At 71.2% G+C, this 18,853-nt stretch carries 18 protein-coding genes; 13 read left to right on the top strand and 5 right to left on the bottom strand.

Annotated elements, in window-relative coordinates; translation table 11 throughout:
* Positions 1 to 51: 51 nt before the first annotated feature.
* On the bottom strand, positions 52 to 819 hold the full coding sequence (locus tag ACFSDF_RS20050; RefSeq protein ID WP_377158951.1) for a hypothetical protein: 768 nt from the start codon (positions 817 to 819) through the stop codon (positions 52 to 54).
* A 7-nt stretch (positions 820 to 826) separates the two neighbouring features.
* Entirely contained in the window at positions 827 to 1,714 is an 888-nt protein-coding gene (kynA, locus tag ACFSDF_RS20045) for a tryptophan 2,3-dioxygenase (RefSeq protein WP_243845124.1), read from the bottom strand.
* A gap of 138 nt (positions 1,715 to 1,852) precedes the next feature.
* Here kynA and ACFSDF_RS20040 point away from each other — a divergent pair, with 138 nt between their 5' ends.
* The 9 genes from ACFSDF_RS20040 (at position 1,853) to ACFSDF_RS20000 (ending at position 13,667) form a co-directional block, all read left to right on the top strand.
* On the top strand, positions 1,853 to 3,337 hold the full coding sequence (locus ACFSDF_RS20040) for a pyridoxal phosphate-dependent decarboxylase family protein (protein ID WP_377158948.1): 1,485 nt from the start codon (positions 1,853 to 1,855) through the stop codon (positions 3,335 to 3,337).
* Entirely contained in the window at positions 3,334 to 4,656 is a 1,323-nt protein-coding gene (locus ACFSDF_RS20035; RefSeq protein ID WP_377158945.1) for a lysine N(6)-hydroxylase/L-ornithine N(5)-oxygenase family protein, read from the top strand. The genes ACFSDF_RS20040 and ACFSDF_RS20035 overlap by 4 nt, the downstream gene beginning before the upstream one ends.
* Positions 4,653 to 5,234, top strand: a complete 582-nt coding sequence (locus tag ACFSDF_RS20030) for a GNAT family N-acetyltransferase (RefSeq protein WP_377158942.1) — start codon at positions 4,653 to 4,655, stop codon at positions 5,232 to 5,234. Before ACFSDF_RS20035 ends, ACFSDF_RS20030 begins: the two co-directional genes overlap by 4 nt.
* Positions 5,231 to 7,024 carry an IucA/IucC family protein gene (locus ACFSDF_RS20025; protein ID WP_377158939.1) on the top strand — a complete coding sequence of 598 codons (1,794 nt, stop codon included), beginning with the start codon at positions 5,231 to 5,233 and terminating at the stop codon, positions 7,022 to 7,024. The genes ACFSDF_RS20030 and ACFSDF_RS20025 overlap by 4 nt, the downstream gene beginning before the upstream one ends.
* Positions 7,021 to 9,099: a penicillin acylase family protein gene (locus ACFSDF_RS20020; protein WP_167251048.1), complete on the top strand. Its 2,079-nt coding sequence runs from the start codon at positions 7,021 to 7,023 to the stop codon at positions 9,097 to 9,099. The genes ACFSDF_RS20025 and ACFSDF_RS20020 overlap by 4 nt, the downstream gene beginning before the upstream one ends.
* Positions 9,096 to 9,734 carry a GNAT family N-acetyltransferase gene (locus ACFSDF_RS20015; RefSeq protein ID WP_208322915.1) on the top strand — a complete coding sequence of 213 codons (639 nt, stop codon included), beginning with the start codon at positions 9,096 to 9,098 and terminating at the stop codon, positions 9,732 to 9,734. The genes ACFSDF_RS20020 and ACFSDF_RS20015 overlap by 4 nt, the downstream gene beginning before the upstream one ends.
* A gap of 62 nt (positions 9,735 to 9,796) precedes the next feature.
* Positions 9,797 to 10,924 carry a hypothetical protein gene (locus ACFSDF_RS20010; RefSeq protein WP_182397168.1) on the top strand — a complete coding sequence of 376 codons (1,128 nt, stop codon included), beginning with the start codon at positions 9,797 to 9,799 and terminating at the stop codon, positions 10,922 to 10,924.
* Positions 10,921 to 11,916 carry an asparaginase domain-containing protein gene (locus tag ACFSDF_RS20005; protein WP_377158934.1) on the top strand — a complete coding sequence of 332 codons (996 nt, stop codon included), beginning with the start codon at positions 10,921 to 10,923 and terminating at the stop codon, positions 11,914 to 11,916. The genes ACFSDF_RS20010 and ACFSDF_RS20005 overlap by 4 nt, the downstream gene beginning before the upstream one ends.
* A 164-nt stretch (positions 11,917 to 12,080) precedes the next feature.
* The gene (locus ACFSDF_RS20000; RefSeq protein WP_167002550.1) at positions 12,081 to 13,667 is read left to right on the top strand and encodes a peroxidase family protein; all 1,587 of its coding nucleotides are present in this window, start codon (positions 12,081 to 12,083) and stop codon (positions 13,665 to 13,667) included.
* 12 nt (positions 13,668 to 13,679) lie between these two features.
* Here the strand turns inward: ACFSDF_RS20000 and ACFSDF_RS19995 are convergent, their stop codons facing one another.
* Positions 13,680 to 14,486, bottom strand: coding sequence for a crotonase/enoyl-CoA hydratase family protein (locus ACFSDF_RS19995; protein WP_167251046.1), 807 nt, complete (start codon positions 14,484 to 14,486; stop codon positions 13,680 to 13,682).
* Positions 14,487 to 14,528: 42 nt separating this feature from the next.
* Between ACFSDF_RS19995 and ACFSDF_RS19990 the strand changes: the two genes are divergently transcribed.
* Together ACFSDF_RS19990 and ACFSDF_RS19985 are read left to right on the top strand one after the other, a co-directional pair.
* Positions 14,529 to 15,269, top strand: a complete 741-nt coding sequence (locus ACFSDF_RS19990; RefSeq protein ID WP_167251044.1) for a DUF72 domain-containing protein — start codon at positions 14,529 to 14,531, stop codon at positions 15,267 to 15,269.
* 72 nt (positions 15,270 to 15,341) lie between these two features.
* A complete protein-coding gene (locus tag ACFSDF_RS19985) occupies positions 15,342 to 16,004 on the top strand; it encodes a DUF305 domain-containing protein (protein WP_167002556.1) in 663 nt (220 codons plus the stop codon).
* Between the two features lie 4 nt (positions 16,005 to 16,008).
* Here the strand turns inward: ACFSDF_RS19985 and ACFSDF_RS19980 are convergent, their stop codons facing one another.
* Complete coding sequence (locus ACFSDF_RS19980) at positions 16,009 to 16,197, bottom strand: helix-turn-helix domain-containing protein (protein WP_347877925.1); 189 nt, start codon at positions 16,195 to 16,197, stop codon at positions 16,009 to 16,011.
* A 131-nt stretch (positions 16,198 to 16,328) separates the two neighbouring features.
* Entirely contained in the window at positions 16,329 to 17,537 is a 1,209-nt protein-coding gene (rocD, locus tag ACFSDF_RS19975) for an ornithine--oxo-acid transaminase (RefSeq protein WP_167251042.1), read from the bottom strand.
* 64 nt (positions 17,538 to 17,601) lie between these two features.
* Between rocD and ACFSDF_RS19970 the strand changes: the two genes are divergently transcribed.
* A complete protein-coding gene (locus ACFSDF_RS19970) occupies positions 17,602 to 18,159 on the top strand; it encodes a hypothetical protein (RefSeq protein ID WP_377158927.1) in 558 nt (185 codons plus the stop codon).
* A gap of 43 nt (positions 18,160 to 18,202) precedes the next feature.
* Positions 18,203 to 18,853: YcnI family copper-binding membrane protein (locus ACFSDF_RS19965; protein ID WP_377158924.1), on the top strand; the 651-nt coding region annotated here is incomplete at its 3' end.

The following is an 18,853-nucleotide window of genomic DNA, read 5'->3' as shown; positions in this document are numbered from 1 at the left end:
GGGGGGGGCACCTCTTTGGCCCTCGGGTGCTGGCCAAGGCGCAGTACGTCACTACTCGACCAACGGGTGGGGCCAGGGGTCGGTGAGCGCGGTCTCGAGGGCGGCGTCGTCGAGGCCGGCACGGCGCAGCGCCGCGACCTCCGCGTCGTTGACGCCGAGCGGCAGGTCGCCGTTGCCGAGATCGGTGCCATAGAGGACCCGGCCGCCCGCGGCCTGGAAGCGCCGCAGGTTGTCGAGCGCGACAGCCTCCGCAGTCTGGTCGCCCGCGTGGATCGCGAGCGTCGAGATCCAGCACTGACCACCCCGTACGGCAGCGTCCACGAGCGCGTCGTCGACCCGCTCGGTCCACGGCGTATGTGCGAGGGCGTCGACACCGGTGGCGAGTGCACGCGCCGTCATCCCGACGCCCTCCACATGAGCGACGACCGGCAGCTCGTACGCGTGTGCCGCCGCGACGACCGCGGACAGCGTCCCCTCATCGAGCACGGGCCCGGAGTCGGCGTGCAGCGTCACCTTGACGACGGTCGCCCCGTACGACACCTGCTCGGCCACGGCGACGCCGGCATCACCGGGGGAGCGGACCTCGTAGACGGCGCCCTCGGGGCACCACGGCCGGTCGCTCGGGTAGCCGCCCGGCGCGGTGAGGAACGCCCCCGCGTAAGTGGCCCGCAGCCCGCCCGCCGCGGACAACGACGTCGCGAGCCCGGCCACCACCGACGGGTTCGCACCCAGGTCGACCACTCCGCCCAGGTCGCTGCGTGTGAGTGCCGCGACGTCGACGAGCTGGAGGTGGACGTGGTGGTCGACGACCCGCGGCACGCCCACCTCAGCTGCCGATCTCGGTCCGTACGGCGAAGAGCTCGGGGAAGAACGTGAGGTCGAGCGCACGCTGCAGGAACGGGATGCCGCTCGACCCGCCCGTGCCGCGCTTGTGCCCGATGATCCGCGCGACCGTGCGCAGGTGGCGGAAGCGCCACAGCTGGAAGTTCTCCTCGAGGTCGACCAGCTCTTCGCACGTCTCGTACGCCGACCAGTTCGCCTCGGTGTCGGCATAGATCGCGGTGAACACCGGCACCAGCTCAGGGGTGAACGTCCACGCCTTCGTCACGTCGCGCGTCAGCACCGCCTCGGGGATGGGGTAGCCCGCTCGTGCGAGGTAGCGCAGCAGCTCGTCGTACAGCGACGGCTCCTCCAACACGCGGCGCAGCATCGCCTGCTGCCTGGGCTCGGCGTCGAAGACCTTGAGCATCGCGGCGTTCTTGTTGCCGAGGACGAACTCGACGGCGCGGTACTGGTAGGACTGGAAGCCGCTGGCGTTGCCGAGCACCCCGCGGAACTGCGCGTACTCCGACGGGGTCAGCGTCGCCAGCACCGACCACTGCTCGGCCAGGGTCGCCTGCACGTGCTTGACGCGTGCGATCCGTTTGAGCGCGGGCCCGAGCTCGTCCGCGCGCAGGAGCCGGCAGGCGCTCTCCAGCTCGTGCAGGACCAGCTTGAGCCACAGCTCGGTCGTCTGGTGCTGAACGATGAACAGCAGCTCGTCATGGTGCTCGGGGCTGCTCACCGGACGCTGCGCGGAGAGCAGCGTGTCGAGGTCGAGATAGCCCCCGTACGTCATCCGGTCGCGGAAGTCGGTGACGACGCCGGCCTCGACGGTGCGGGTGTTGTCGTGCACCCCGTCGGGTGTCTCTCGCGAACTGTCTTGGGAACTCACCTCGCCACCGTATGCGATGTGAAGCAGTGCGCGAGCGGGCAATGCCGAGGTGCGCTAACTTAGGCAAGCCAAACCTAATTAAGCGCGTCTCCCGCGCCGCCTGGAACGACATCCGTACCGAGAGCCAGAGGAGCCCGCATGACCTCGTCGCTGCTGACGAACGCCACCTCCGCACGCTACGCCGACACCCTTCACGCCGTCGTCGACCGACTGGCCGCGCGTGTCGCCGAACGATCCGCCCCCTTCTCCGGGGAACCCCGCGAGACGCTCGAGGGCCTCGTCGCCGCCGTCGACCTGGACGCCCCACCGGTCGGCGACACCGCCGCACTGCGCGAGATCGACGAGATGTTCGTCGACAATGCGGTCTGGTTCCACCATCCGGCGTACGCCGCACACCTGAACTGCCCGGTCGCCGTCCCCGCCATCGCGGCGGAGGCGGTCCTCGCCGCTGTGAACACGTCGGTCGACACGTACGACCAGTCGACCGTCGGGACCTTCATGGAGCGCCACCTCATCGCGTGGACTGCGCGCCGCATCGGCTATGCGCACGGCAGCGGCGTGTTCACCTCCGGGGGGACCCAGTCGAACCTGCACGCGCTCTTCCTCGCTCGTGAGGGAGCGCTGGCCGTGCACGGCACCGGCCTCCTCACCGGGGCCGACCGCGCCGCGCTCCAGCAGCGGATGCTCGTCGTCGCCACCGACACCAGCCACTTCAGTGTCCAGAAGTCGGCGCTGCTGCTCGGTCTCGGCGAGGACGCCGTCGTCGCGGTCCCCACCGACGCCGACGGCCGGATGGATCCCGCCGCGCTGCGGATGACGCTCGACGTCATCGAGCGCGCCGGCCAGATCCCGATGGCCGTCGTCGCCACGGCGGGGACGACCGACCGCGGGTGCATCGATCCGCTCGACGCGATCGCCGGCGTCTGCGAGTCCTACGGCGCGTGGCTGCACGTCGACGCCGCGTACGGAGGAGGCCTGCTCGTCTCGCCCACGCGCCGTGACCTGCTGTCCGGGATCGAGCGCGCCCGCTCGGTGACGGTCGACTTCCACAAGACCTTCTTCCAGCCGGTCTCGTCCAGCGCGATCGTCGTCCGCGAGCGGGCCGACCTCACCAGGTCCGGATGGCACGCCGACTACCTCAACCCCGAGGGCGCCGAGGAGCCGAACCAGGTCGACACGTCCCTGCAGACGACACGGCGCTTCGACGCGCTCAAGCTCTGGGCGACGCTGCGTGCGCTCGGGGCGGACGGTGTGGGCGCGATGTTCGACCGCGTGCTCGACCTGGCCGCCGACGTCCATCGGGTCGTCGAGGCGGACCCCGACCTCCGGCTCCTCGCCCGGACCGACCTGAGCACGGTGCTGTTCCGCTACCAGCCGTGGGGGACGCCCGACGTCGAGGCCGACAGGCTCGTCCCGATGATCCGCTCAGCGATGCTCGCCTCCGGGCGCGCGCTGGTCGCCAAGACCGTCGTGGACGGGCGGCCGTGCCTCAAGCTCACCCTGCTGAACCCGGACGCGACCGTGGAGGACGTACGGGGTGTGCTGGACGTCGTGAAAGAAGAGGGAGAGCGCGCACGAGAGGCGTGGCGACCGCTCGATCCGCAGGGGGCGGGGGCGCGATGACGTACGACCTCGTGGGCATCGGGATCGGCCCGTTCAACCTCGGGCTCGCGTGCCTGTCCGACCCGCTTGACGACGTCGAGGCGGTGTTCCTCGACGAGTCGCCGGAGTTCCGCTGGCACCCCGGGATGATGATCGAGGGCTCGACGATCCAGGTTCCGTTCCTGGCCGACCTCGTGACGATGGCCGACCCGACCTCGCCGTACTCGTTCCTGAGCTTCCTCAAGGCGACCGGTCGGCTCTACCCGTTCTACATCCGTGAGAGCTTCTATCCGCTGCGCGCAGAGTACGACGCATACTGCCGCTGGGCCGCTGGCCAGCTCGACTCGCTGCGCTGGGGGCGGCGTGTCGAGGCCGTCGAGCACGACCCGCACGACGACACGTACGTCGTACGCGCGCGGCGTGCGGACGGCGAGACCGAGACGTACCGGGCTCGGCACGTCGTCCTCGGCACCGGCACCCGTCCGACGGTGCCGCCGGCAGCGCGCGACCTCGGCGGCCCGTGGCTGCACAGCGCCGACTACCTGAGGCATCGCGAGGCGCTGCGCGACGCGGGGAGCGTCACGATCGTCGGGAGCGGGCAGTCCGCGGCTGAGATCTACCGCGACCTGCTCGAGGACACCCGCGCCGAGACGTACCGGCTCGACTGGATCACGCGCTCGCCGCGCTTCTTCCCGATGGAGTACACCAAGCTCACGCTCGAGATGACGTCGCCGGAGTACACCGACCACTTCCACGGGCTGCCGCTGGAGCTGCGCGAGCTCCTCGGCCGCGAGCAGCGCGGGCTCTACAAGGGCATCAGCGGCGACCTCGTCGACGACATCTACGACACGCTCTACCGCAAGAGCGTCGACGGACCCGCCCCGACGAGCCTGCTCACCGACACCGCGCTCGTCGACGCGACGTGGACCGGCGACGAGTACGTCCTGCGCCTGCGGCACGACCAGCTCGGCGAGGAGTACGAACGACGTACGGAAGCGCTCGTGCTCGCGACCGGGTACGCGGCGAGCATGCCCGGGTGCCTCGAGCCGATCCGCGACCTGCTCGCGTTCGACGAGCTCGGCAGGTTCGCTGTGAGCCGCGACTACGCCGTCGACGGCGAGCGGCGCCGGGTCTTCGTGCAGAACGGCGAGGAGCACACGCACGGGCTCACGGCTCCGGACCTCGGGTTCGGGGCATGGCGCAGCTCGACAATCCTCGCCGCCATCACCGGTCGCGACGTCTATCCGATCGAGCAGCGCATCGCCTTCCAGGAGTTCGGGCTGCCCGCCGACGCGAGCCCCGTACGGTCGCAGGGCCGCGAGGAGGCGAGGCTGCGATGACCGCGCGCACACCCTCCCTCGTCCTCGCGACGGCGGTGGGCGAGATCACGATCGACCGCGTCGTCCCCTCGCGCGACGCGGCGCTCGTCGGACGCTGGCTCGCCGACCCGCACGCCGCGTTCTGGCAGATGTCCGACCTCGACGAGGCGCAGGTGCGCCGCTACCTCGACGGCCTCGACGCCGACCCGCACCAGGACGCGTGGCTGGGCTCGGTCGAGGGGAGGCCGACCTTCTTCGCCGAGACGTACGACCCCGCGAAGGTGCTGCTCACCGACGTCCACGACGCGCAGCCGGGCGACCTCGGCATGCACGTGCTCGTGTCCGCACCGGGCGAGCACCCTCGTCGTGGCCTGACCGGGGCGGTGATGGCCAGCGTAATGCGCCTGTGCTTCGACACGCTCGGCGCCCTGCGCGTGGTGGTCGAGCCGGACGTCCGCAACGAGGCGATCGCCCGCAAGAACGCCGAGGCAGGCTTCCGCGGCCTGCGCGAGGTCCGGCTCGGCGACAAGATCGCACGGCTGTCGGTCTGCACCCGCGACGACTTCGCCCGCAGCACGCTCGCAGGAGGAGCACGATGACCCACCCCGCACCCCATCTGAACCCGCGCACGATGGCCGAGGCCCAGCGGCACCTCGTCGCCAAGGCTCTCGCGGAGTTTGCCCACGAGCGTCTGCTGGCTCCGGTCCGCGTCGACGAGGCGACCGCTGCCGACGACGTTTCCGGGACGTACGAGGTCGCGCTGGGCGACCGCACCGTCGTCTACCGCTTCCGCGCGCAGCAGCTGCGCCTTGAGCACTGGGCCATCGACGAGGCCTCGCTGACCCGTACGGTCGACGGCGTGCCGCGGATGCTCGACGCGTCCGAGCTCGTGGTCGAGCTGCAGCCGCTCCTGGAGATCCCCGACGCCCTCCTCGCGACCTACCTCGAGGAGATCGCGGCAACGCTCGCCGCCGCGGCGTACAAGATCCACCAGGGAGGGCCGTCCGCGCTCGAGCTGCTCACCGCCGATCTCCAGACGGTCGAGTCCGCGATGACCGAGGGCCACCCCGGCTTCGTCGCCAACAACGGCCGCATCGGATTCGGGCTCGACGCGTACGAGCGGTTCGCCCCGGAGGTAGGCCGCCCGTTCTCGCTGCAGTGGGTCGCTGTACGGCGTGAGGTCTCCCACCTGGCGCTCGGCGACGGGCTGGACGAGACGTCGCTGTACGAGGGGGAGCTCGACGCCGAGGAGCGCGCGCGCTTCGCCTCGCGTCTCACGGACCAGGGGCTCGACCCTGCGGCGTACCGGCTCCTGCCCGTCCACCCCTGGCAGTGGGACACGCGGCTGGCGATCACCTTCGCGCCGGACGTGGCGCGGCGTGACCTGGTGCCGCTCGGTCCGGGGGCCGACGCCTACCAGGCGCAGCAGTCGATCCGGACGATGTTCAACCTGTCGCGATCGGACCGTCACTACGTGAAGACGGCGCTCGCCATCCAGAACATGGGGTTCCTGCGCGGGCTCTCCCCGGCGTACATGCGGCATACCCCGGCGATCAACGACTGGGTCGCCGCACTGGTCGGTGCCGACCCGACACTCGCCGCATGCCAGTTCGAGGTGCTGCGCGAGCGCGCGTCGATCGGGTATACCGGCGACGTGTACCACCGCACGTCGACACCCTCGGCCCACCGCAAGATGGTTGCCGCGCTGTGGCGGGAGAGCCCAGTGCCGCGGCTCGGTGCGGACGAGCGCCTCGCGACGATGGCGTCGTTGCTCCACCGCGATCGCGACGGCCACGCCTACGCGACCGCGATGATCCGCGCGTCGGGCCTCAGTGCTGACGTGTGGGTCGCGCAGTACCTCCACGCCTACCTGCGGCCGGTCGTCCACTGCCTTCTCGCGCACGACCTCGCCTTCATGCCGCACGGCGAGAACGTCATCCTCGTGATCGCCGACCACGTGCCGCGCCGCGCGCTCATGAAGGACGTGGGGGAGGAGGTCGTGGTGCTCCGCGATCGTGACCTGCCCGAGGAGGTCTCCCGGATCCGGCAGCCGGTCGACGCCGACGAGCAGGCGCTCGCGATCTTCACCGACGTGTTCGACGGCGTCCTGCGCCACCTCGCCGGCATCCTGCACGTCGACGGCGTCCTGCCCGAGAGTCGCTTCTGGGCGCTGGTCGCCGAGTGCGTGGACCGGCACGCCGCGGAGCACCCGGGGCTCGCGCCGCGGGTGGACCTGCGTGCCGACCGGTTCGCCCACTCGTGCCTCAACCGGCTCCAGCTGCGCAACACGCTGCAGATGGTCGACCTCGCGAGCCAGTCGGACTCGCTGATCTATGCAGGCACCCTCGCGAACCCGATCGCCCGCAGCGCGGTCGCCGTGCCGGCATGACCGCGCGACTGTTCCGCGACTCGTACGGCGTGCCACACCTGCGCGCGGAGTCGATGCTCGCGCTGGCTGAAGCCCAGGGGCGGGTGACGGCTCACGACCGTGGCGGCCAGATCCAGGTCGAGCACTGGCGTACGGGGGGTCGTCTCGCCGAGCACGTCGGGGACGGCGGGGTGCCGTGGGACCGCTTCGCGCGCCAGGCCCGGCTCGCCGACACGGCCCGCACCGCGTACGAGCGGCTCGACGCGCAGGATCAGGAGTGGGTCGCGGCGTACGTCGCGGGAGTCAACGCTGTCCTCCCCGAGGCGCGGTGGCCTGACTGGGCGCCGCTCGGCATCCTGCACGTCGCCCACGTCCTCTTCTCTGATCTGCCGGCCCTGCTGTGGCGCGAGCACGTGCACCGCACGCTCGCGCGCACCCACGGTGAGGAGGTCGTCGACCTCTTCCAGGCCGATGCGGGCGGCTCGGGGAGCAACGCGTGGGCGGTGCACGGCGCACTGACCCGTACGGGGCTGCCGATCCTCGCGGGCGACCCGCACCGCGTCCTGGAGATCCCGGGCGTCTATCAACAGGTGCGGCTGGCATGTCCGGGCGTCGACGTCGTCGGGCTGGCGTTCCCCGGTGTGCCCGGCGTGGCGCACTTCGGGCACGCGGGCTCGGTCGCATGGGGCATCACGAACGCTATGGCGCACCACATCGACGTCTTCCGCGAGCGACTCCGCGGCACTCCCGACGGGGGCGTCGAGGCCTACGGGCCAGGCGGCTGGGAGCCGGCCGAGTCCGGGTGGGAGCAGGTCCTCGTCCGGGACACCGACACCGCGGTGGAGGTGCCGTGGGTCGAGACGGTGCGCGGGGTCGTCGTCGCGGAGCTCGAGGCGCTGCCCGCGAGCGGTGACGAGATGCCGGCGCTGTCTGCGCGGTTCCCGGCGCGAGCGAGCGCCGACCTCGGGATCGCCGCGATGCGTCCGCTGCTGCGTGCGCGCAGCGCCGAGGACGTGGCGACTGCGTACGAGCGCTGGATCGATCCCGTCAACCGGCTGCTGGTCGCCGATCGTGAGGGGACGGTGCTGAGCCGGACCGTCGGGCGGGTCCCCGACACGGGCGGTGCGGCGCGCCGGCTCCCGCGCGAGGGGTGGGGCGAGGGCGCGGACGACGTCTCCTGGCAGCCGGTGCCACCCGCCCGTTCGGTGGGCGACCGCGCCGTCGACGCGAACGAGCGACCCGACGACCCTGCCCTCGCACTCGGCTACGCCTACGCCCCGCCGTACCGTGCAGCGCGGATCCGTGCCCGCCTCGCCGATCTCGCGGGCGAGCAGGTCGGGGTCGACGACATGGCCGAGATCCACGGTGACACCGTCTCGCTCGGCGCCGACGCGCTGCTTCGTCATCTGCCCGACGCCGCCGACGAGGCCCTCAGTCCTGCCGCACAGGACCTCGTCAGCCGCTTGCAGCGATGGGACCGCCAGATGCTCGCCGACAGCGCCGAGGCGGGCGCGTACGCCGCGTGGCGCGCAGCGCTCGTCCGTCGGATCGCTGCCCTCCCCGTCCTCGCACCGTTGCACGAGCCCCACGGCATGGGCGCGGTTTATGCGCCGTGGATGGACGTCCGTGCCCGCGTCGGTGAGGGGCTGCACGCCCTGCTGGACGGTCGTGGCGCAGCGGCGACGCTCGGGATCGACACCGCCTCGCTCGTCCGCGGTGCGCTGGAGGAGGTCGCGTCGGTCCGTGCGCCTAGCACCTGGGGCGACACCCATCTGCTGGACCCGGTGCGGGTGCTCGACGGAGTGCCGGGCGCGACCTTCGCCGCCCTCGAACGGACGGGCCTGTCGGGCGACGGCGACACCGTCCGCGCCACGGCGAGCACCCCTGGCGTGAGCGACGTCTGCTGGCGTGGTTCGGTGGCGCGCTGGATCTGGGACCTCTCGGACCGCGATGCGAGCCGGTGGGGAGTCCCGTTCGGCGCGGCCGGCGATGCGGACAGCCCCCACGCCACCGATCAGCTCGCGACCTGGCTGGCGGCTGGGTCGAGCCCGGTCGTCACCGCCTGGGACGCACTCGTCGAGGAGGACCTGCTGTGAGCACGACCGCGGACGACCGCCTGATCACCGGCACACGGGGAGAGGTCCTGCGTACCGACGTCGTCGACGGGTTCGGGACCGTCACGGTCCGCGTCCTCGATCCCGAGGGCGACCTCACGACGATCCACCCGTGGATGACCGCGCCACGCGCGCGCTTCTGGGGACTGCAGGGGCTGACCGCGCAGGAGCTCTGCGACCTCTACGCGTACGTCGACGGACTCACGACGCACCACGCGTTCCTGGTATGCCGCGACGACGTGCCGTTCATGCTGCTCCAGACCTATCTGCCCGAGCACGACCCGGTGGGGGAGTGTTACGAGCCGGAGCCAGGCGACGTCGGGATGCACTTCTTCCTCGGCGAGCACGTCGCGACGCGCGAGGAGCAGTGGGCGATCCTGCTGCGAACATTCGTGGGGTTCGTGCTCGGACCGCCGAGTGCCCGCAGGATCGTGGTCGAGCCGGACGTGCGCAACGCGCGCTCGCTCGCCGTCCTGGAGATGCTCGGCTTCGAGCGCGGACGGCAGATCACGCTGCCGGACAAGACCGCCCAGCTGGCGTTCCTCGACCGCGTCCGCGCAGAGACGACGCTGAATCGGATGTGTGCGAACCTGCCACGGACCGGCGTCCACGACTAGGATCACGACCGCGGAACGATGGCGGCGCGTGATAGCGCCTCCCGACGACAAGGGGAGTGCGCATGGGCGGTGACTCGCTCGATCAGGTCGTGTTCTGGGCGGTGGTGGTGGCGAGGCTGCTCGTCCCGCTCCTCGTCTTCAAGTACCCGCTCCCGGCGATCGTCGCGTGCATGCTGCTCGACGGTGTCGACCAGACGATCTTCCAGACCTTCACGTCGCTCGACCTCTCGCACTACCAGAGCTACGACAAGGCGCTGGACATCTACTACCTCGCGCTCGCGTACGTCGCGACGATGCGCAACTGGACGAGCCGGCCGGCGTTCGAGGTCGCGCGGTTCCTGTTCTTCTACCGCCTGGTCGGCACCACGATCTTCGAGCTGACGGGCGGGACGCACCGCTGGCTGCTGCTGATCTTCCCCAACACCTTCGAGTACTTCTTCATCTTCTACGAGATCGTCCGTACGCGATGGGATCCGAAGCGCTTCTCGCTGCGGTGGTGGATCGCGGCGGCGGCGGTGATCTGGATCGTCATCAAGATTCCGCAGGAGGCGTGGATCCACGTCCTCAAGCTCGATCTCACCGACACGATGCGCGACGTCCCGTGGTTCACTCCGGCGCTGGTGCTGGCGGTCCTCGCACTGGCCGCGGTGTTCTGGTTCGTCGTACGCCCGCGCCTCGCTCCGCCCGACCACGCCTGGCAGTTCGCCGCCGGTCCGCTCCCGCACGCGATCGACGACGAACGCGAGCGCGCGGCCCTGCGGGTCGCCCGTGGCAGGGTCCTCGACAGCTGGTTGCTGGAGAAGATCGTCATCGTCGCGCTCGTCAGTATGATCATCGCGAACATCGTCCCGAGCGTGACCGCGACGCCGGTGGAGATCGCGGTCAGCTGTGGAGTGCTGATCGTGGTGAACTCCTTCATCGGCCTGTGGACCGCGCGCCGCGGCGGCGGTCTTCAGTCGGTCGCGGCGGCGTTCTTCGTCCTCTCCGCGGTCAACATCGGTCTCGTCGTCGCGGCGAGCACCTTCGTCCCCACTCGTGAACGCTTCTTCCTGACAGCAGGCTTCTTCTTCGTGTTCCTCCTGACACTGATCGTCACCCTCTACGACCGCTACCGGCCGGTGCTCGACGTCCGCACCGGCATCATCCGCACTGATGTGGTGCGCCGCGGCCAGATCGAGGCAGGCTCGTGAGCACGTCGACGATGGGTCTGGCGGGTCCGCGCGGGGTGCTCGTCCTCGTCACGGGTGGCACGGCAACCATGGGCGGCGGCGCCGACGGCTTGGCGGTGACGGCCGAGGGAGTCGACGGCCTGCGGGCGATCGTGGATGCCTGGTCGGTCGCGCGCCAGGTACGCGCTGACGTCGTGCTCGACCATCCGTTGCGTGACAGCGCTGAGATGGGGCCCGCCGACTGGACGCGTTGGCACCGCCAGATCCGCGCCGCGCTGCCGTCGGTGGCCGGCGTGGTCGTCGTCCACGGCACCGACAGCATGGCGTTCAGCGGGGCTGCCCTCGCCCTCGCGCTCGCTGACGCGCCGCGCCCGGTCGTGCTCACCGGCGCCCAGCGGGGTCCGTCCGAGCCCGGCAGCGACGTGGCCGACAACCTCCGCCTCGCGCTCGACACCGTCCAGGCAGGTCGTGGTGGCGTGTCGTTGGCCTTCGCCGGACAGGTGCGTGCGGCGGCGACCCTCTGGAAGCAGTCCACCACCGACCTCGACGGGCTCGCGGGCGTGCTCGGGACGAGCCGTCGGCTGTCGCTCTATCTCCCGCTGGGTGGGTTCCACGGCTACGACGAGGACCGGTTCGTCGCCCTCGCGACCGTCAGTCTCGAGCAGTGGCACGACCAGCTCATGTGGTCACGCCAGCCGTCCGGTGTCGTGCTGCGTGTCTTCGGCGGGGGGACGGCGCCGGCCGACAAGGTCGCGTTCGAGCGCCTCGCGGCGCTGCGCGAGGCAAAGATCCCCGTCGTCGCGGTCAGCCAGACACCGGCGGCTGCGGTCGACCTGCGCCGCTACGCCGCGGGCCGCGGGCTCTTGGAGCAGGGGGTGGTGAGCTGTGGCTGCATGACGACGGAGGCTGCGTTCGCCAAGCTCCACTACCTCATCGCGAGCGGCCTGTCGTACGAGGAGATCCGAAGCCTGCTGGCCGTCGACCTCGTGGGTGAAGGTCGTACTCGACGCTGACGACCCGTCTGGACCCTCCTGTCTGATTACGTCCGTTTGCAACCTCACTGTCCCTGACCCTCGCGTGGGGGGACGCTGGTTGATGGTGCGCTCGCCCCGGGAGTCGCCACGCCGACGCACGATGTGCCGGCGTTCTCGGGAACTCACCACGCGAGGAGAACACCATGGCAACCACCATCGGGCAGGAGACCTCCACCGCTGAGGAGCCACCTCCGCCGCCCGCACCCGAGCCCACGACGCCGACGAAGCCGATCCATCACGGGACGCCTCAGCGCGGCGTCGACGTGATCCCGTCGTCGTCGTTCAAGACTGGTCGGTTCGGCCGCATGTTCCGCCACCTGCCGGTCTTCGCGCACACCGCCGACGACATGACGGCACTGGCTCTGCGGATGGTCGAACCGGCCGGGCCGCCGCCCGAGAACCCCGACATCCCGTCCGGCTACACCTACTTCGGGCAGTTCGTCGACCACGACGTCACGTTCGACCCGGTGTCGAGCCTTCGGCGCCAGAACGACCCGGACGCTCTCCACAACTTCCGTACCCCGAGGTTCGACCTCGACTCGTTGTACGGCCGGGGGCCCGCCGACCAGCCGTACCTGTACGACGACTCCGGACCCGTCACCAAGATGCGCCTCGGCGAGGACGTCGGCGTCGTCCCAGGCGAGACCAGCGGCGCCGGCCCGGATCTGCCGCGGAACGAGCCGCGTCAGCGCGCCGGCGAGGAGGTCTTCTTCGGTCGCGCCCTGACCGGAGACCCGCGCAACGACGAGAACCTCCTCGTGTCCCAGCTCCACCTGACCATGCTGCAGTTCCACAACCGGGTCGCCGACGTCGTGGGGTCGACCACGCCCCTGACCGGGGACGACGCGTTCAAGGAGACCCAGCGGCTCGTCCGTTGGCACTACCAGTGGGTCGTCGTGCACGACTTCCTGCGCCGCATCGTCGGCCAGGCGGTCATCGACGACATCCTGCGCACCGAGACCTACGTCGCCGACCCGAACGGTTCGACGATCGCGCTTATACGCCCGTCGTTCCAGTTCTACCGGCCGGCCAACACCGCGTACATTCCTGTGGAGTTCGCGGTCGCGGCGTACCGGTTCGGGCACTCGATGATCCGGGGCCGCTACGACATCAACGATTTCGTCAAGAACGCGCGAGGCGACCAGGGGCCGATCCCGATCTTCGGGCCGGAGCTGCCGCCGGACGAGCTGTCGAACCTCAACGGCTTCCGGCGACTGCCTCCCCAGTGGGCGGTCGAGTGGAAGTTCCTGGTCGACATGCCGGGCGCCGACACCCCGCCCCAGCCGTCGCTGCCCATCGACACGAAGCTGGCCAGGCCGTTGGCCGATCTTCCGCTGTCGGTGGCGGCGCACCCGCCGCACGCGCTCGCCGAGCGCAACCTCCAGCGGGGTGTCGCGCTCGGGCTGCCGGCAGGCAACACGGTGGCCCGGGCGATGGGCATCGACCCGCTCGATGCCGACACGTTGGGCATCGGTGACCTCAGCGAGGACCTGAGGATGCACCCGCCGCTATGGTTCTACATCCTCAAGGAGGCCGAGGTGCTGGCCGCGGGCAAGACGCTCGGGCCCGTCGGCGGGCGGATCGTCGCCGAGGTTCTGCTCGGGATGCTCAACGAGGACCCTCTCTCGTACCTCAGCGTCGAGCCCAACTGGAAGCCGCAGGCGCCGATGGCTCGCGACGACGGCACGTTCGACCTCCCGCAGCTGCTCCGTTTCGCGAAGGAGGCGTGAGGCCGCCGGGAGTCAGCTGCCGAAGCTGCGCGGCTGGAACTCGGGCTGCTCCTTCTTGGCGTTCGCCGCGCGGGCGATCGCGGTGTTCCTCGCGAAGAGCATCGCGAGCTGCAGGCGTCGCTCGACCGCGAAGGCGCGCCGCGGCGAGGCGTGGCGCGTGCGGTTGAGCAGCGCCTTGGAGGCGGCGACGGAGTCGGGGGAGCGGGCGATGAGCGCCTCGACCAGCTCGCGCGCGGGCACCTCGGGGTCGTCCGCGACGCCGCTGGCGAGCCCCAGCGCGTGGGCGGTCGTCCCGTCGACGACCTCACCGGTCATCGTCAGGCGGCGCGCGACGTCGCCGCCGACGAGCTCGCGGAAGCTGACGGTGCCGCTCATGTCCGGTACGAGGCCCCACTTCGCCTCGAGCACCGACCAGCGCGCGTCAGGCGTGGTGAACCGGAAGTCGGCCGCGGTGGCGAGCTGGAGGCCCGCGCCGTAGCAGTGGCCGTGGACCACAGCGACGACCGGCACCGGCAGCTCGCGCCACACCCATAGGCCACGCTGGAAGAGGTTCTGACCGCGCAGCGGGTTAGGGACGAACGAGCGCACGATGGTCGCCGGGCTGCTCATCACCGAGGCGAAGTCGAGGCCGGCGCAGAACGCGTCGCCCTCGCCGCGCAGCACGACGGCGCGGACGGTGCGGTCCTCGCGGACACGGCGGGCGGTCGCGACGAGCTCGCGCAACATCGTGATGTCGACGCCGTTGAGCTTCTCGGGGCGGTTGAGCGTGACGTGCGCGATGGCGTCGTCGACGGCGAGCAGGACGCGTGGCTCTGTCATGGTGGCCATGTTACTTGCCGGTAGGTGCCTACGGTGGCGGGTATGGCGAGCCCGCCGGTCCACGTCGGCATCTCGGGATGGAGCTATGCCCGGTGGCACGGCGACTACTATCCGGACGACCTGCCGCGGCGCGACGAGCTCGGCTATGTGGCGTCGCGCCTGGCCACGGTCGAGGTCAACGCGAGCTTCTACCGGCTGCAGCGGCCGACGACGTACGAGCGGTGGTACGACACGACGCCGGACGGTTTCCGCTTCGCGGTCAAGGGCAGCCGGTTTCTCACGCACCAGCGCAGGCTCCGCGAGCCCGAGCAGCCGCTGGCGACCTTCATGGCCTCGGGGGTCCTTGCGCTACGCGAGAAGCTCGGCCCGTTCCTCTGGCAGCTCCCGGCGGAGGGGGCACCGACGCCCGAGCGCCTTGACGCGTTCTGCGCGATGCTGCCTCGTTCGTACGGGGCACGCCTGCCGCTGACGCACGCCGTCGAGGTCCGCAGCGCCCAGGCGATCGACGAGGTCACGGAAATCCTTCGCAGCCACAGAATCGCCCTCGTCGTCTCTGATGGCGCGGGCGCGTGGCCGCTGTTCGAGCGGGCGACGGCGGACTTTGCGTACGTCCGCCTGCACGGCCACACGCAGCTCTACCACGGCGGCTACTCCGACCATCGCCTCCGCCGCTGGGCTGAGCGGATCCGCGGGTGGGACGTCGAGACGTGGGTGTACTTCGACAACGACGCCGACGGCCGGGCCCCGTACGACGCTGAGCGGCTGGCCCGACGGCTACGTTGAGCCGCCGATCCGGGGTCTGCGCCGGTCTCGGAACGGTACGGTGTGTCGCGCCCACCCCTCCAGGAGGCCCTCGTGCGCCCTCGCCGCGTCGCCGTCGCGCTCTGCGTGCTGCTTGCCGCCGTCGCGACGCTCGCGGGCTGCAGCAGCGAGGCGCCGGAGACCGTCCAGCTCGGGGGCGGCTCGGCCTCGGCGCCCTCCGCGGGGACGGTCGAGCGGCCATGGGGAACCGTGACGACCTTCCCCGAGCTCGAGAAGGCGCAGATCCCCGAGCGCCCCGACATGACGTTCGCGGCCGAGATGGTGCTGCACCACGATCAGGCTGTCGAGCTGAGCCGCAACGTGCTCGCTCACGACGGGATCGACGAGCGCGTCGCGGCGGCCGCGCGGTTCATCGCGCAGGACCAGCGCAACGAGATCACCACGATGACCGCGTGGATCGACGCCTGGGTGGCCTCGCTGCCTGAGCTCGCTCAGGGCCACCACGTCCACGACGCTGCCAGCATGCCCGGCATGGTGCCCGAGGCGAGAGTCGACGCGCTGCGCGGCCTCCCGACGGCCGAGGCTCAGATGTCGTTCCTCGCGCTGATGATCGCGCACCACGAAGGAGCGGTCGCGATGTCGAAGGGCTACCTGGGCAACGACCACAACTCCTTCACGAAGAGCATCGCCCAACACATCATCCGCGAGCAGACGGTCGAGATCGACTACCTGCGCCGACTCGCGGACGGGCTCTGAGGCGTCACGACTCAACCTCCTCGCCGCGGGCGTCCGCTGCCCGCGCCAGGTCTCGTACCCGTCGCCCAAGGGCGAACCCGGTGACGTCGGGGCACTGGACGAGGTGCTCGAGCAGCCGGTACGTGGTGGCACGCGGCATCTCCAGGGAGTCCACGAGCTGCCGCGCGGTCACCCCGAGCCCCTCGGCCCGCAAGGGCTCACCGTGCGCTGCACTCTTTCGCGCTCGTGTCCCTCGTGTGACGTGTCGGGGCGCGTTGGCGACGAGCCGAGCGCACGTCCGTGCGTTGGTGCCCTGGCGTCCACGTGCCCGTCGCGGGTGGACGCTCAGGCGCCGACGACCGCCGTCAACGCGTCGATGCCCTGGTCGAGCTCGGACTCGGTCACGACGAGGGTCGGCGCGATGCGCAGCGTGCGCCCGTGCGTCTCCTTGCAGAGCACACCGTGCTGCACGAGCGCGACCGCTGCCTCCCGCCCGGTCAGCCCGCCGGGGGAGAGGTCGATCCCCGCCCATAACCCACGCCCCCGTACGCCGTCCACGCCGTGGCCGACGAGCGCATCGAGCCGTGCGTGGAGGTGCTTGCCGAGCACCCGAGACCGCTCCTGGAACTCACCCGTCCGCAGCAACCCCACGACCGCACGCCCGACGGCGCACGCGAGCGGGTTCCCGCCGAACGTCGAGCCGTGCTGCCCCGGCCGCAGCACGCCCAGCACGTCCGCCCGTCCCACCACGGCCGACACGGGCACGATCCCGCCGCCGAGCGCCTTCCCGAGCGTCGAGAGGTCGGCCGTCACACCCTCGTGTTCGAGCGCGAGCACCGTACCGGTCCGTGCGAGCCCCGACTGGATCTCGTCGGCGACCAGCAGACACCCTGCGTCGTCGGCGATCCTCCGTGCGGCGGCCAGATAGCCCACCGGCGGCACGATCACCCCTGCCTCACCCTGGATCGGCTCCAGCAGGATCGCCGCGGTTCGCTCGTCGACGGCCTCGGCGAGCGCGTCGGTGTCGCCGTACGGAACCCGGACGAACCCCGGCGTGTACGGCCCGTACCCGCCGTACGCGTCCGGATCGTCCGAGAACGAGACGATCGTTGTGGTCCGCCCGTGGAAGCCGCCGCTCGCGACCACGATCGTCGCCGTCGGGTCGGGGACCCCTTTCACCTCGTACGCCCACTTGCGGGCGACCTTGATCGCCGACTCCACCGCCTCGGCGCCGGAGTTCATCGGCAGGACCATCTCCGTGCCGGTGAGCGCGGCCAGCTCCTCGCAGAAGGCACCGAGCAGGTCGTGGTGGAACGCCCGCGACGTCAAAGTCACCCGCCCCAGCTGCTCGACGGCGGCCGCGACAAGCGCCGGATGGCGGTGCCCGAAGTTGAGAGCCGAGTAGCCCGCGAGGAAGTCCAGGTAGGACCGGCCGTCGACGTCGGTGACCCACGCGCCGGACGCTTCGTGGATGACCACGGGCAGCGGGTGGTAGTTGTGCGTGGTCCACCGTTCGTCGAGCGCGACCAGGTCGGCGGATGTGGAGTGGGTCATACCCCAGGCTAGGCGCCCGGCGATCTGGTGCACAGTTCCTGATCGGTGAACTAGGCTGACGCGCGTGAGCACTACCACGCCCGCCACGTCACGCCGCCCCTGGCGTGCCGTCCGCGCGGGGGTGGCTGCGTCCCTGAGCGTCTGCGTGGCGCTCCTCGGCCACCTCGCCGGTGGGGGAGCGGCTCCCGGTGGTGCGGCGATCGCCTTCACCGTCGTGGCGGCGGCGCTCCTCGCGCACCGGCTCGCGGCGCACCGTTGGACCGTGCGTACGCTGACGGCGCTCGTCGTCGGCGTCCAGGGCGGGGTGCACCTGTGGTGCGCGCTGGCCGCGCCGCCCGAGCAGGGCGCTGCCACGGTCTCCGCAGGTGCGATGCTCCTCGGGCACGCCCTCGCCACGGTCGCGACCGTGGCGCTGCTGCGACACGGCGAAAGGGCGCTGTGGTCGCTGACCGACCTGCTCGTGAGCAGGCCAGTGCGCCGGCTCGCGTACGCGGTGCGTACGTTGCCGGCCCGCCTCGCCGTCGACGTCGCTCCGGCGGTGACCGGTGCCCCGGCCGTACGCCTCCACCATCTCCTGCTGGGTGCCGCGCTGTGGCGCCGTGGTCCGCCCGCACGCGCTTGACGGCTGTGCACACGACCCCCTGAGCAGAGAGACACCTCCTCACATGAACAAGCTCGTCCTGCCCTCCGGCATGCTCGCCGGAGCCGCAGCTCTCGTCCTCGCCACTGCCGCACCCGCGTCCGCGCACGTCGGCGTTGACGCCCCTGACGCGGCGAAGGGTGGCTGGGCGACCCTCTCGTTCCGCGTCCCGACCGAGTCCGACACCGCCAGCACGACCGCCCTGACCGTCACGTTCCCCGAGGGCGCCGACTTCGAGTACGTCGCCACCAAGACCAAGCCCGGGTGGACCGTCAGCAAGGTGGAGGGCACCTCCGTCACCTGGACCGCCGAGAAGGGGACCGGCATCGCGCCGGGCGAGTTCGACGTGTTCGACCTCCGGGTCGGGCCGCTGCCGACCGACGTCGACACCCTCACCTTCCCGGCCACCCAGACGTACTCCGACGGCACGACGGCCGCCTGGGACCAGCCGACGCCCGAGAGCGGCGAGGAGCCCGATCGTCCTGCTCCGGTGGTGGCGCTCGCCGACGCCGAGGACGGGCACGGCGCCCACGGAGCCACGGACGCCGAGACCGACGACGACGCCGCGGAGTCCGAGGACTCCGGCGGCGTCGACGGCTGGCTCGTCGGCGGCATCGCCGTCCTGGCGCTCGCCGTCGGGGCCCTCGTGGCCAGCCTCGTCCGCAGGGGGCCACGC

The sequence above is a fragment of the Mumia zhuanghuii genome (assembly GCF_042681565.1).
Classification (GTDB): domain Bacteria; phylum Actinomycetota; class Actinomycetes; order Propionibacteriales; family Nocardioidaceae; genus Mumia.
The sequence above is the reverse complement of the archived record's forward strand: the minus strand, read 5'-3'. Positions and strand labels throughout refer to the sequence as shown.

Bases quoted from the DNA above. Each gene is read 5' to 3' on its own strand.
- ACFSDF_RS20010 (WP_182397168.1), top strand. From the start codon at position 9,797: ATGGGCGGTGACTCGCTCGATCAGGTCGTGTTCTGGGCGGTGGTGGTG.
- ACFSDF_RS20030 (WP_377158942.1), top strand. From the start codon at position 4,653: ATGACCGCGCGCACACCCTCCCTCGTCCTCGCGACGGCGGTGGGCGAG.
- ACFSDF_RS20040 (WP_377158948.1), top strand. From the start codon at position 1,853: ATGACCTCGTCGCTGCTGACGAACGCCACCTCCGCACGCTACGCCGAC.
- ACFSDF_RS20020 (WP_167251048.1), top strand. From the start codon at position 7,021: ATGACCGCGCGACTGTTCCGCGACTCGTACGGCGTGCCACACCTGCGC.
- ACFSDF_RS20025 (WP_377158939.1), top strand. From the start codon at position 5,231: ATGACCCACCCCGCACCCCATCTGAACCCGCGCACGATGGCCGAGGCC.
- ACFSDF_RS20000 (WP_167002550.1), top strand. From the start codon at position 12,081: ATGGCAACCACCATCGGGCAGGAGACCTCCACCGCTGAGGAGCCACCT.
- ACFSDF_RS20035 (WP_377158945.1), top strand. From the start codon at position 3,334: ATGACGTACGACCTCGTGGGCATCGGGATCGGCCCGTTCAACCTCGGG.
- rocD (WP_167251042.1), bottom strand. From the start codon at position 17,537: ATGACCCACTCCACATCCGCCGACCTGGTCGCGCTCGACGAACGGTGG.
- ACFSDF_RS19990 (WP_167251044.1), top strand. From the start codon at position 14,529: ATGGCGAGCCCGCCGGTCCACGTCGGCATCTCGGGATGGAGCTATGCC.
- ACFSDF_RS19995 (WP_167251046.1), bottom strand. From the start codon at position 14,486: ATGACAGAGCCACGCGTCCTGCTCGCCGTCGACGACGCCATCGCGCAC.